General features: G+C 45.8%; 13 protein-coding genes. 7 read left to right on the top strand and 6 right to left on the bottom strand.

What is annotated here, in order from left to right:
* Positions 1-58: 58 nt before the first annotated feature.
* Entirely contained in the window at positions 59-631 is a 573-nt protein-coding gene (locus tag QUA47_RS28105; RefSeq protein ID WP_333433200.1) for a tetratricopeptide repeat protein, read from the bottom strand.
* Between the two features lie 26 nt (positions 632-657).
* On the bottom strand, positions 658-2,097 hold the full coding sequence (locus QUA47_RS28100; protein ID WP_333433199.1) for an ATP-binding protein: 1,440 nt from the start codon (positions 2,095-2,097) through the stop codon (positions 658-660).
* A 100-nt stretch (positions 2,098-2,197) separates the two neighbouring features.
* Between QUA47_RS28100 and QUA47_RS28095 the strand changes: the two genes are divergently transcribed.
* Positions 2,198-2,533, top strand: coding sequence for a hypothetical protein (locus QUA47_RS28095; RefSeq protein WP_333433198.1), 336 nt, complete (start codon positions 2,198-2,200; stop codon positions 2,531-2,533).
* Positions 2,534-2,682: 149 nt separating this feature from the next.
* Here the strand turns inward: QUA47_RS28095 and QUA47_RS28090 are convergent, their stop codons facing one another.
* The 4 genes from QUA47_RS28090 to QUA47_RS28075 form a co-directional block, all read right to left on the bottom strand.
* Positions 2,683-3,243: a Uma2 family endonuclease gene (locus tag QUA47_RS28090; protein ID WP_333433197.1), complete on the bottom strand. Its 561-nt coding sequence runs from the start codon at positions 3,241-3,243 to the stop codon at positions 2,683-2,685.
* A gap of 228 nt (positions 3,244-3,471) precedes the next feature.
* Positions 3,472-4,188, bottom strand: a complete 717-nt coding sequence (locus QUA47_RS28085) for a GUN4 N-terminal ARM-like repeat domain-containing protein (RefSeq protein ID WP_333433196.1) — start codon at positions 4,186-4,188, stop codon at positions 3,472-3,474.
* 232 nt (positions 4,189-4,420) lie between these two features.
* The gene (locus QUA47_RS28080) at positions 4,421-4,993 is read right to left on the bottom strand and encodes a hypothetical protein (protein WP_333404296.1); all 573 of its coding nucleotides are present in this window, start codon (positions 4,991-4,993) and stop codon (positions 4,421-4,423) included.
* Positions 4,994-5,275: 282 nt separating this feature from the next.
* Positions 5,276-5,479, bottom strand: coding sequence for a hypothetical protein (locus QUA47_RS28075; RefSeq protein ID WP_333433195.1), 204 nt, complete (start codon positions 5,477-5,479; stop codon positions 5,276-5,278).
* A 968-nt stretch (positions 5,480-6,447) separates the two neighbouring features.
* On the opposite strand from QUA47_RS28075, the gene QUA47_RS28070 reads away from it, so the two are divergent.
* The 6 genes from QUA47_RS28070 to aroF all read left to right on the top strand — a co-directional run bounded on the left by QUA47_RS28070 (position 6,448) and on the right by aroF (position 12,471).
* Positions 6,448-9,084: an AAA-like domain-containing protein gene (locus QUA47_RS28070; RefSeq protein WP_333433194.1), complete on the top strand. Its 2,637-nt coding sequence runs from the start codon at positions 6,448-6,450 to the stop codon at positions 9,082-9,084.
* Between the two features lie 38 nt (positions 9,085-9,122).
* Entirely contained in the window at positions 9,123-9,371 is a 249-nt protein-coding gene (locus QUA47_RS31105; RefSeq protein WP_445302553.1) for a type II toxin-antitoxin system RelN family antitoxin, read from the top strand.
* 226 nt (positions 9,372-9,597) lie between these two features.
* Complete coding sequence (ruvA, locus tag QUA47_RS28060; RefSeq protein WP_190661926.1) at positions 9,598-10,221, top strand: Holliday junction branch migration protein RuvA; 624 nt, start codon at positions 9,598-9,600, stop codon at positions 10,219-10,221.
* A gap of 150 nt (positions 10,222-10,371) precedes the next feature.
* Positions 10,372-10,641 (top strand): 30S ribosomal protein S15, encoded by a 270-nt coding sequence (gene rpsO / locus QUA47_RS28055; RefSeq protein WP_015174482.1) that lies wholly within the window; start codon positions 10,372-10,374, stop codon positions 10,639-10,641.
* A 95-nt stretch (positions 10,642-10,736) separates the two neighbouring features.
* Positions 10,737-11,210: a PAM68 family protein gene (locus QUA47_RS28050; protein ID WP_333433192.1), complete on the top strand. Its 474-nt coding sequence runs from the start codon at positions 10,737-10,739 to the stop codon at positions 11,208-11,210.
* A gap of 199 nt (positions 11,211-11,409) precedes the next feature.
* The gene (gene aroF, locus QUA47_RS28045; RefSeq protein ID WP_190661930.1) at positions 11,410-12,471 is read left to right on the top strand and encodes a 3-deoxy-7-phosphoheptulonate synthase; all 1,062 of its coding nucleotides are present in this window, start codon (positions 11,410-11,412) and stop codon (positions 12,469-12,471) included.
* The last annotated feature ends 741 nt before the right edge of the window (positions 12,472-13,212 follow it).

Raw genomic sequence — 13,212 nt, 5'->3', positions numbered from 1 at the left:
GCTAAATATAATCTTTTCAATTTTCCTAACTTGAAAAGATTTGATGCCTTTTCACAATTCATATAGGATTGCTATAGCAATTCATTGTTTTGGAAAACTTTCTTTGAGATAAATAAGTATTTCCGAGACTTACCAAAACTATGCCTTCTAGATGGCGGTCTTGAGTTTCCAGTGCAATACTCAAGGCTTGCTGATTGTATTCCATCGCTCTTTCATAGTTTCCTAAAGCTTGATACGCATTGCCCAGACCATTTAAAAAACTAAAATTTTTTATACCGTTTAACTTATGTAAAATCCGGCTATAAACTTCAATCTGTTGTAAATAGTATCCCCAATTACCCAATTGATTGTGTAAATTTTGATGTGTTTGTTTATCTAAAGAAGTAAAAAGGATTTCACTAGCTCTTTTCCAGTCTTCGACTTCACAAAGATGGTAAAACGCTTCCAAATATCCCCGGACTTTCTCAAGATTGGAAGCATCTGACTTCGGTTTATAATCAGTTAGCCACTGTACAACTGCTCTGTACTGAAGCCGCTGCTCGCGAGTTGGAAATTGGGCCGGGAGATCATGAGGATTGATACCTAACTTTTCCACAATCAACTCACCAGATGGGAGCCGGTTATTTTGCATAGTAAGTTTCTCCGATTTTTTCATTTTTATGGAAGGATTAATCTGTGAGCGATCGCCACACTGCGAATCAAATTATGTTGTCCCACCAGCCTATTATCTTCATCGTCAATTCCTCCATCTTCAACTAAATACCGATCGCGCAGAGTTTGCATTGCATCCTGTTGCTGCTTCTCACTGTAACCCTCGTCTTCTAAATTAATCAGCCACCACTTTTCTTTTACGTCGCAGCGATATATTGAGGCAGTGCAAAGCAAAAGATAGGCATCATAAACATCATTTTTTAACCGTTCAAATGTTTTATCAATCCGTTCCTTAACTTTTCTTCGCAAGACTTTCGTGTATGATGCTAACTGCCATCTATCCTCATCGCCTTTAACTATTCCTTGGTTACGAGCTTCGTCAATAGCCTCTTTTACCTCTTCAATGTAACGACTGTTATCTTTCCAGTAAGCTCTAACTTTCCCACCATAAGAACCCTTAATTTCTCCGGCAATTGTCCGCAAGGCTAAAGGATGCCCATCATAAACTTCCCCAATTACTCCCAGGGGATTATGTGGTGATTGTATATCGCCATCTAGTTCAGCTTTTTGGAATAACGCTATTTGCTCACTTCTTTCTAATCCTCTCAAGAGTTGGCAATGCCAGAGATTTTCGTAGCGATCGCACTCTGCTTTCTCAAACTTACTCGGGAAATCCTGAGACGTAAGAATAAATCGACTTTGACAATCTGATTCTGCCAAGAAACTTACAAAAAACTTACCCCACCACTCATCAGCAAAATCACCCCACTCGTCTTCGTTATTTTCTGTTAATAAATACTCCATAGAATCCATGAGTATTAAACACCGATTTTCGCACAAATGTTTGACTAACAGTCGCAATAGCTGCTCTGGTTTGCGATCGTCCTTTGGGACAGATTCGCCCCACTTCTCCAGCCATTGCAGCGCAACGCTGGCAAAATCTGAAACTTTTTTCTCATCTTCAAAATTTTCCCTGTGTTCCCTCCAATCTCCTCGCAATTCTTCTACGACACGTTCAGCCAAAGCAGTTTTACCGATTCCTGTAAGGCCAACTAGAAGTAAAACGCGACAAGACCCGCGCACCTTCTTGGTCAATTCCTCAATTAGTGTCTCCCGACCTACCCAGTCATCGTGTTTATAGACCGCAAACTCCATGTATGAAGCCTGAGTTGGGTTTTTATCAACCATTTCTTCCCAGTTTTCTATGCCGACAGCCTTGAAATTGGCAAACAGAGCAATTAACCCTGGTAGTTTGCGTTCTCTTTCATCTCGAAGCTGAAAGTCCTTATAAAGCTGTCTTAAATTCTGCTGTACTGCATCTTCGCTCCCATCACAAATGTCAAGGGCAATTTTTGCCTTACTCTCACCCGCTAACACTCTCAGGAGTACCTGTTTGCGCTTGGAAGGTAGTTTCTCGAAAATGTTTCTGACTGTTTTGGCATCCATATTAGGCGTTTCTCATAAAAATGAGATTTGTCTCACTACCAATATATGAGATTCCTAGCTGTCATGCTTAAAAAGTCAAGCCACAGAGGAAACTGTCATTATGACAAGTCTCAATAATCGACAATCACCGAACTTCCCCATTCAACTAGAACTACCTCTAATGCCTCAGAAAATAGATCCACTCAGCCAAATGGAAGAAGCAATTCAAAGTATGCTAGGTCTGACATGGAAAACAGTGCTGCTTCACATATCAGCACGCACCACTAAAGAACTGATGCGACAGCACGGAAAACTGATTGCTCTCCATGATGGCGAAGCCCGGATTAAAGTTTCGTCAACACCACTTTTGCTAATGGCAATTCAAAAACTTCCCGATGTTGAATCAGCCTTCAGAAAAGCTTTTGGCACAACAGTCAAAATCCGTCTCGAAGTGTAAGTGAGCTCGTTTCCGGTGACAGCGTATTATTCAATGCTTTGCCCGCGTGCGGTGCGTGACAATCAATAGTCCCACCGCCGCGAGTTAAAGTTTTCCCGCTGTCACCCACCCTATGACTGATATCTTGCACAGAGTACGATCGCCCTCAATTAATCAATCAATTCCGCTTCTTCAAAAATCTGTCTAGTCGTCAACTCCAAACCAGGCAGCAACTCATCTACAATTACTGTATTATCCGTATAAACTTGACTCAAACCATCGGTCAAAAAACTTCTAATTAAAATAGCCTCTGGATCAATGACCCAAACTCGCGGAACGCCCGCCGCCAAATAATCTTTTGCCTTCTCTTCAAATTCCTGCATCGTTTGACCAGGAGAGATAATCTCAATCACCAGTTCCGGAATTGCAGGACAAGTTTCATCTTGCCGCCAACTTTTCGGTAGACGTTCATAAGAAATGTACGTTAAATCGGGAACAGGTACCCAATCTTTATCCTGACGTTTTAACAAAATTGCCCATTCTGGAAGCACTCGCCCGCTTCCTTTACACCATACACGAATCAGGCGACACAAAGCTCCCTGTAAACTGGAATGAAAAAATTTTGGAGACACTTTCGGAACAGTTTCACCATCTACAAACTCACAATATATATCTCCGTCGGGCAAAGCTAGAAATTCTGCTAAAGTGAGTTTGGTTCCGATGCCTACCATGACTCCCAGCCCTCTCGCTAATTAATTCAAATATCAATTATACAAAATTTCCCAACATTCCTAGAAGTGCGATCGCCCTTCTCCCTCTATGCCAAAAGTGGAACAAGCGTCCCGCCTGTGAATTTCTGTGAATTTCTGCGCCTCAAAAATCAAAATCCCAATTCCCCAAAAACAATAGCAGGGCCGGCCATCCAGCCGCCCCACCTTCCCCAAAAGCCCCAAAACCATTCACTTCAACCAAGCCGGATGAGCCATCAAAGCCGCAAACGGCTGCACTCCTCGCAACTGATTTGACAGCGGCAAATGCCCTCTCGGCGCGCTCAAATCCCAGATAAACTCTTGCGGGTAGCGCGTCCAATTATTCCCCTTTTTCCAGCCAATTAGCGGCCACAATTTATCCCAATTCTTGCCCGAACTCAGCCAAATTTCCCGCTGCACCGAAAAGCCAAATTTGCCTTCGGAATGAACTTTCCACAGCGTATTAATTGTTTGCAAATCCACCACCGGCAAACTCTCAACTTGCGTAAAATACAGCCACTTTCTCACGGGAGCTGTATCACCCGCCAACTCACAAAGCTTGTCTAAAGTCAAGCGATCGGCTTCTTGAAATTCCTGTAACGCCAATAATTGTTGCAGCGGAGTGTAATCAATGTTAGAGTCCGATCGCAGCGGCACAAGCCCAGTCGGAAAATTCGCTTGCAAAAACTCCGTCGCTCTCGGAGAATTAGCACTGTAAAGAATTTGGTAAGCTTTACCCATTACCGCAGTCGGTGCATCTGACTTGCGCTCTAATAAAAATTCCATCAATACATCCCAACCGGAATCTGCTATTTGTTGTTGCAGCAGTTGCAGTTGAGTTTTTTCCGAACCCGACCTCAACTGAGAGCGGAGTTCGGCTGTATCGGCCGCCGAGTCTAGAGGAGAAGTAGAAATCGAGTCAGTCATGAGAAACTATCAGCTATCAGCTATCAGCTATCAGCGATTAGCTGAAGCCCTGGTTTTCCCCCATTGTACAATGGTACTGACTCCGATTCACTTCTCTCTACTCGGATGCCTGCGCGCAACGCCGCCTGGTTTAGCCTATCGCCCCCACCCTCTTCGCCAATGGCAGCAATAGCAAATAAGTCTACCATCTGAATTTTACGATCGATGCCATGTCAAAGAGTTTTTCTTGAACCTAGTCGTCCACGATCGAAACCCATGCAGGGAAGGAAGGCGGAAAAAAGTTTATGTCATATTCCGAGTCTTCCCACTCTTTGACCCAAAGCGGCACGGCGCCGGGGCTAGGAGTTGCAGAAAAGGTGCGTTCTTTGGCTTCGATCGAGTGAAATAGCTGTTTTAAAGTATCTCCCCTATCCAAAGCTTCGCTGAGGATGTCGTCCAAGTCAGGATCGACCCGTTTGACGCGGTTTTTGTCCTCCTCCAGCCACAGAAGTTTCAAAGACTTCAGATCTCTCGGACTGAGGATGCTCTTGTAGTACACGCGCTTAAGGGTCGCTACGGGCTCCAATGAGCGTTCGATCCGGCGAATTTGCTGAACTCGCAGGTAGTGCCATTCCGCTAAACGCTTGCGTTCCGAAGGCGGGAGAGTGCCCTTCCCGGCTGCGTGTTTGTAGTCGTATTTAATCAAACTGCAAGCCATATTGGCCAGCAGGTGAATCAACTGTTTTTCTTTGGGTGTTGCCTGACGCCGTTCCTGGGTTCTTGTCAATACGCGCTGTCTGCGGGTAGTTTCGAGAGTATTTTCCATTGGGTTTTTACGAGATGAAATACGATTGTGCCAGATCCAAATCCCGAACATCAGAAGGTAAGGAAGTTGATAGGCGGGGAAACTCCACCGACAGACTCGCCTTACCTGTTTATTTTCCCATTCCCCGTTCTCTGAAACTGACCCCTACCCCCGGGATTAGGTAGACTGATATTGGGATCGAGTTTTAACCGCCTCGATCAGAGGCGGTTGCGACAACAAATGCCACCACAACCACAACCACAACCGCACAAGAGCAAACCACACAAGAGCGCCAATTATTTCCTAGCCTTTACCCGTTTTTACCTCTTCTGCCTCCCCATCCTCATTCGTTCCAGTGTAGTTAAAGTCGGGACGACTCTCCCAAGCCGTCAAACTGCTGGCTGATGAATGTTGTGGGGCGATCGCTGAAGCGCTGGCGCTGCCTGCCTGGAAAAAGCCGAAGCCAGCCGAGGCAATTACCCCTAATACTAAGATGCTGTTTTTCATGTTCGATGACCCTGATTTCCGTAGATTGACACTTTTTGGCTAACCCGATCTGTCAGAAATGGGTTGATGCAATAGCCCACTTGTCTTCTGATAAATCTGCCTGCCATAATCAATTCAGACAGGCACACCCGCTTGCGATCGGAAACGCCGGAAGTGACGTGTTACTAACGTCCACGATCATCCATCAACCCGAATTTTTTGGGTAGTGGAGCGAAAGCCATCAGGGCGTCGATCCATCAGGGAGTTATGCCATCAGGGTGCTAATCCATCGGGTAGTTAAGCCATCAGGGCGCATCTTCTACAATTAGCCACCGACTTAACTTTTATAGTTGAGTAAGTGGTTAGCCTGGTACTGACAAAGCCTTTAAGAATTAAACTTTTTGTGGATGCATCCTGAAAAGTTTGTTCTTTAGGAATCCCCGAACGCGAAAGCCCGGGGAAAGTCAGCAGCATGGAATTCCATGCAATCTAAGTCAACTAAAAAAACGCAGATTAACGATATCTCCCACTCAAGCAGTCCTCAGCAAAACGCTGGGGTTTTTTATTGGCAGCCATTGCGAGCGCGTTTATCTCTGGCATCCGGCAGGCGTAGCTGAGGGCAGAAGGTAGACGGCGCTGTGGTTATGAGTTTCCCTGCCAACATCATACCACCGGGTGATATTTAAAGTATTATTGTAAAAAAATGTGAAAAAAAGGGCGTTTTAGCCTTCTCAATCCGATCGAGTGAAAATTCATCAATTATGTGAACGAGTGTAAAAAATTAAGTGGCGGGCTACGATTGGGCCGATCGTATGATTTGGGGCGAACGCTTGCAAAGATACGGTAAAGATTGACACGGAGAAAGCTGAGCTAGTAGACAATAGAGAAAGAGGAACAAAAATTTTCCACCATAGTAAGCTGGCAATAATTCCACTTTGTAACCTTTCGATCGCACAGCATAGGGGCGTAAAATCTTGATGAATTCCCAGATGACAGCAGAAGTCAACTCAACGTACCACTATCAAGTCGGAGGATATTTGCCTGCCGGTGCGCCCACCTATGTCAGGCGATCGGCAGACAGCGAGCTCTACGAAGGACTCAAAGCCGGAGACTTCTGCTACGTGTTGAGTTCGCCACAAATGGGCAAGTCCAGCCTGCTAGTGCAAACGGCCAAAAGGTTGCAAGCCGAAGGTACAGTTTTTGCCGCCATCAACTTGAGAAGCATCAGCAGCCCTGATATCTCTCCCCAAAAGTGGTACGCAGGAATCATGTACCGCATGGCAAGCAGTTTACACATCACAAACAGGTTTGATGCCATCAAGTGGTGGAACGATCGCGAACTGCTATCGCCGGTGCAGCGATTGGAGATATTTATCGAAAAAGTTTTGCTCAAGTCAGTTCAGCAAAATCTCGTAATTTTCATAGATGACATTGACAGCATCAGCAGCCTAAGTTTCAGTACCAGCGATTTTTTTGCCTTGATCCGGGCTTGTTACTCCAAGCGGGCAGAGCAACCGGAATACAATCGCCTGACTTTTGCTGTTATGGGAGTAGCAGCCCCCTCAGAATTGATCCGAGATCCAAGATGCAACCCTTTTAATATTGGACGGCAGATTCATTTAAGTCGATTCCAACTGCACGAAAGTTTGCCGCTAGCAAAAGGATTAGCCCTGAAAGCTTTTCGCCCCCAAAAAGTGCTCCAAGAAATATTAGCTTGGACGGGCGGTCAACCGTTTCTCACTCACAAACTTTGCCACTTGGTACTTGAATACGGGCCTTTTATTGGCAGAAATTCCGAAGCTCAGCAGGTTGAAAAACTAATCAAACACAGAATTATTAAAAATTGGGAAGAAGAAGACGAACCCCAACATTTGATACCCATACGCGATCGCATTTTCCATAGCCACTGCGACCTCACGCGGCTGTTAACCGTGTACCAGCAAGCTTTGCAACCTGTCAAGGCAACAAAACCGGGGGAATCGCAGGGACTACCAGCAGAATACTCTCCCGAAAAACTCGAATTGCAACTGTCAGGACTGGTTGTTAAATCTCACGGTAAATTAATAGTTTCCAACCTAATTTATCAGTCTGTTTTTAATCAATTCTGGGTAGAAAAAGAGCTGGGAAAATTGGCTCCCTACCACTCCGCGCTAGCAGCATGGCTGGCTTCAGACCGCGAAGATGAATCGCTGTTATTGACAGGGGAAAGTTTGCAGTCAGCTTTGGATTGGGCTGCGAACAAACAATTAAGCCAAGAACACTATTGGTTCTTGAATCCCGATCGAACTTGTGGGGAACAACCGACAGTGGTTGGCGCACAAGTTGCAGACATCAGCGTAGACACAGATGCAGACAGCCGCATCCTCACCCCGCCCTCAGATAGTGTTCCAACTGGCAGCAACGAACAGATATTGTACGATCACATCGTCTCCTGCGTGGAAACAGAATCCCCCGCACAGGTGATCGAGCGGTTCCGAAAGCTATTTATCGACGGCATGGGCTATCCCGATCGAGAGATTGAAGCAACTTTGTACAGTATAGTCTCCGTCAAGCGATTGGATCAGCACTTTAAATATATCCTACACCGCTGCTGCTACATCCCCATCAACCGCTGGCAATTGCAATCACACAACCAGTTCGCGATCGCAAATTTAGTAGCTTTATTTAAGCAGAGTTCTCCCAGATTCGGGACGGAATTTTACATAGTCAAGCGCTTGCAAGAACAAATAGCTTTCTTTACTAAAAGTGAAGAATTTCAGACCCTAGAGCGCTTAGTAAAAGCCCTAGATAGAGAGGCGGAAGCGCAGCAACAAGATACTGATTCTCCTTTAGGCGAATTGATATGTCGGTATCCTTATTTGTACGGCTATTCTCTACTGAGCAAGGGCAGCATTGAGGAAGACCAACAAACCATTCAAAAACTGGCATTTCAAAGACAGCAACAGTTTGAAACACACTTGTCTCAATATTTAAATTATTTGGTTGAGCCGAGGAATACAGAAATAGGAATTGTGCAGCGAGCGCCTAATCCCACACTTTTGAACGATGCAGAACTGCACTTAGCGGTCAGGGAATTTGCCGGAAAAGTAGCCGGCGATCGCAGCTACAAAGAAGCGGCTCAATTTTTCCTGAGAGATTCCAGACAAACTCCATCTTACGCCTCATTTAAAGTGGATTTATATGAATATTTAATAGCGTCTATCGAACCCGAATACGGGGGGCGTCAATTTAATGACCGTTTGTACAAACAAATCAAAAATACACTGCGAGAACATGACTCGGTGAAATTCAATAATTCATTGTTAGTTCGGACTTGCCACCAGTTGTTCAACTTCTTAGTAGTGGAAAATTCCCAACATCCCAGCCACTACGTTTTTTACGACTTGGTGTACAACCTCGGTGCCAGCAGAACAATGGGTTTACTGCTAAAACTTGTACTGCTTTCGGGCAAGGTCAAACCAGAGTTGGAAAAGCGATTTTCTATTTTGTTTAATCACTATGAAGGTAAAGCTTCTAATGAAATTATGTGGTTTGTCAAATCGTTGGAAAATTTCAATGTAGCTTTGGTTGTGAATTTTGGTAAGACGGATTTGTCTTTGGTTAAACAGCATCTTATTTTGAATTAAAAAATTACAAAAGCGCTCGCTCAGCGTGATAGCTTAGTATTAATTTAAAAAACCTCACGGGAAAACAAATAAAAGCCTGGCAAGTCACAGCAACGATCTACGAAAAAGGTCAATTAATTCTCGATCGACCTTTAAGCGCAGAAACTCCCAGCCGCGTGCGAATCATCCTCCTTTTTCAGAAACCTACAGATGAAGCTGAAGAAGACCCCGACGATACTTTAGTTGCAGAAGTAAAAGCCAGTCTCAGAAGATCGTTGCCGCAAGCCAAAGCCGGAACAACCAGATGAATCTCGGAAGTGTGGGAGAGAATCGATCGATTTTAGATTTGAGATTTTAGACGATCGCATGATCGATCGAGTTGAATAGCCGTCGATCGTACTTTTGTGAACGATATACTCAAAATCCGTGAAGCGAAGCTATCCCGAAGGGAATCGCACAGACATCAGCCTCAACTCCATCCGCAACATCATCGCCGATTTTGATGAAAGCCAATAGCGGTGTATTATTAACTCTATGATTAGCTATCTCAAAGGCACAGTCGCCGATATCGCCAAAGGCAGCAACCGCGTCATATTGACTCTCGAAGTCAATCAAATCGGCTATGAAATCCAAATTTTGCCCCGCGTGACCGGTCAATTGCCAGCATCCGGCGAAGTCGCCCAAATTTTTACCCACCAGCAAGTTAAGGAAGACCAAATCGTATTGTACGGTTTTGGCAGCGCGGCAGAACGCGATTTGTTTCGGCAGTTGACGAGCGTCAGCGGTGTGGGTGCTCAACTGGCGATCGCACTTCTCGATACTTTAGGATTACAAGATTTAGTCCAGGCGATCGTCGGCGGTAACACCCGCATCCTCGCCAAAACTCCGGGCGTGGGAACAAAAACCGCAGAACGTCTCGCCCTCGAACTCAAAAGCAAACTCTCGGAATGGCGACAGCAAGCAGGTTTGACGACTTCAGTCGCCGCCGGAGTCCCCCCAGCTATTCAAGAAGAAGTCGAGATGATCCTGCTGGCGATGGGATACACTGCGGCTGAAGTCTTGCAAGCGCTGCAAACCCTCAGTCAAGACAGCACTTTGTCCGCCAAAGCGAATGCCGATGATTGGATACGTGAGGCGATCGCTTATTTGAGCCGATAATCCCCTACCCGAGCCCGAAACCGGGAATAAAAACCAAAATTCCGCCGGGCCAACAAACCCATCCCTGGCAAAAATTTTATCGTTGTTATGCTTCCCCTGTGATAACATAGGAGATTGTGACAATCGTACAAAAAAAACTAAAATCAATTCATGGCTCTTACACAACAGCGCAAACAAGAAATCATGGGCGACTTCCAAACCCATGAAACCGATACCGGCTCAGCAGATGTCCAAGTCGCCATGCTGACCGATCGCATCACAAAACTCAGCGCCCACCTGAAAATCAACCAAAAAGACTTCGCCTCCCGGCGCGGTTTGATGATGATGATCAGCCGCCGCAAGCGCCTGCTGGCATACATCCAAAAGCAAAATGCCGATCGCTACAAAGCATTGATTGCCCGTCTAGGCATTCGCGGCTAAACACCACAGCCAAAATTTGCGACAATATTCTTTAATCTTGGACAAACACCAAGAGTTATTGAAAAATGTTCGAGATTTCAGGTTAGAGATAAAATATGTCCTCCGAACCACCCCGCAAGCGCTTGCCCTTTGAACCGGCAACCAATCGTAAAAAAACGCCTAAAAAGCCCCCAGAACCCCAACCAAGCGTAGCCTTAGAGTTGGATTCTGCCGACAAGCAGCCCAACGCTAACAAAACTCGAAAACAGTCGCAATCCATCCCGGAAGTAGTCAGCCAACGCATGATATCCCGCATAGCGGTATTCTGCGGCGTACCTACCCTATTGGGAATTTCCACATTTTTTGTGAGTTATTTCGTAGTCAGCAAGGGCTTGTTTGATTTGCCCAACACAGCAGTATTGCTGGTAAGCATGGGCTGTTTTGGTCTAGGCGTTCTGGGATTAAGCTACGGAGTCCTCTCGGCTTCCTGGGATGAAGAAATTTCAGGAAGCACTCTGGGGTGGGAAGAATTTAATACCAATTTTGGACGGATGCGAGAAGCGTGGCGCGCCGCGAAGCCAAAAAGTTAGTCATTAGTCATGAGTCATTAGCTAAAAAGTAAGCTGTTAACCATTAGCGAGTTTGTATTTGGGGAGGGAACAAGAACCCGCCCCACAACAATGCTAATAATACTGATATAAATAGATTCTCGATCGCCATTGCATCTATTTTTCTCAGTGCATCAGAGTCATCATCCGTTTCTAGCCCAACTAAAAAGGCAAAAAAAATATGATTATTGTAATGAAAGCCGGCACTCCAGAAGCCGAGATCGATCGACTAGACGAAGAACTCCGCACTAACTGGGGTTTGATACCAGAAAAAATAGTCGGCCGTTACAAAGTTGTTATGGGTTTGGTAGGCGAAACCGCTGAGCTGGAACCTCTGCAACTGCGGGAAATGAGCACCTGGATTGAAGAAGTGCTGCGCGTGGAAAAACCCTACAAACGCGCTTCTCTGGAGTACCGCCAAGGAGAAGCCAGCGAAGTAGCGGTTGCTACTCCTTTAGGAACTGTGACGATCGGCTTGCATCACCCGATCGCGATCGTAGCAGGCCCTTGCTCGGTCGAAAACGAAGAAATGATTGTCGAAACGGCAATGCGCGTCAAAGCTGCTGGTGCTCATTTTCTGCGCGGTGGCGCATACAAACCGAGGACTTCCCCCTACGCTTTCCAAGGCCACGGCGAGAGTGCTTTGGGATTGCTAGCTGCGGCGCGGGAAGCTAGCGGTTTGGGAATTATCACGGAAGTTATGGATGCGGCCGATTTAAGTGCGATCGTGGAAGTAGCCGACGTGATCCAAGTCGGGGCGAGAAATATGCAGAATTTCTCACTCTTGAAGAAAGTCGGAGCTCAAGATAAACCCGTTTTGCTGAAGCGCGGCATCTCCGCCACCATTGAAGAATGGTTGATGGCTGCTGAGTATATCATGGCTTCTGGCAATCCGAACGTGATTTTGTGCGAGCGCGGAATTCGCGGGTATGACAGGCAATATACGCGGAATACGCTAGATTTGTCGGCAGTACCAGTATTGCGAACCCTGACCCACTTACCGATTATGGTTGACCCCAGTCACGGCACCGGTTGGGCGCAGTTTGTACCTTCAATGGCCTTTGCTTCGATCGCCTCTGGTACTGATTCGCTGATGATTGAAGTGCACCCGAATCCGAAAAAAGCTTTGTCTGACGGGCCGCAATCTTTAACACCGGATCAGTTCGACAAGTTGATGGAAGAATTGGCGGTGATTGGTAAAGTCATGGGTCGTTGGCCGCAACCCGTGCCAGTGTTGGCGTAAAAACAGGCGAAACGCCTAACCTAAAATGCGATCGCGGTTAAATCCCCGACTTCTTAAAGAAGTCGGGGATTTTGTTATTCTGTTTTTGGAATAGAGGCCCAGGGGCGATCGTACTTCTAGCGGGACTTAAACAAAAATTAAGCCCAAATTAAGTCCAAAGTGGTTTTATAAATCGCAAATACGTCCATATTTTCTTGCAACTAGCGCAAAAATCTATAATACCCAATCCGGGTTACTTACTCCGTTTATGATGGCGAACAAAACCCAGCTACCACCAGCACGCTCACCAGTTGTGAAATGGCTGATGGAATCGGGGTCTGGTTAACCCTGTTGCGAGGTGTTGATGAACCGAACTCGTGGAGGCTGCGATCGACACAACAGGGGGGGACGTTCATCCTATACGATCATCGTAATTGCTCAACCCCCTTGACAAGAAGACGAGATAGACATTAGATAAAGGAATGGAAAAACTCCCCGACTTAAAGCAACTATCGAACGAGGCAAAAGAAGCCTTGATAGTAGAGCTATGGCAAGAAATCCAAAAACTTAGCGCAGCATTAGCCACATACGAACCAAAACCAGGCTCATTGGAGTTTAGACTAAGCACAAATTTACTCAGCCTTAGCTGAGTAGAAGTTATGGTGAATTTAGAGAGAGCTGATCCGGTTAACTAATCGATTTTGACCAGTTTTGGAACCTACCTTTACCCTTTTTGACCACAGGATAGCGGCATCTTGGAGT

This window comes from Microcoleus sp. MON2_D5 (genome assembly GCF_036701905.1).
In the GTDB taxonomy this organism is placed as follows: Bacteria; Cyanobacteriota; Cyanobacteriia; order Cyanobacteriales; family Microcoleaceae; genus Microcoleus.
This window is presented reverse-complemented; position numbering and strand designations above follow the sequence as displayed.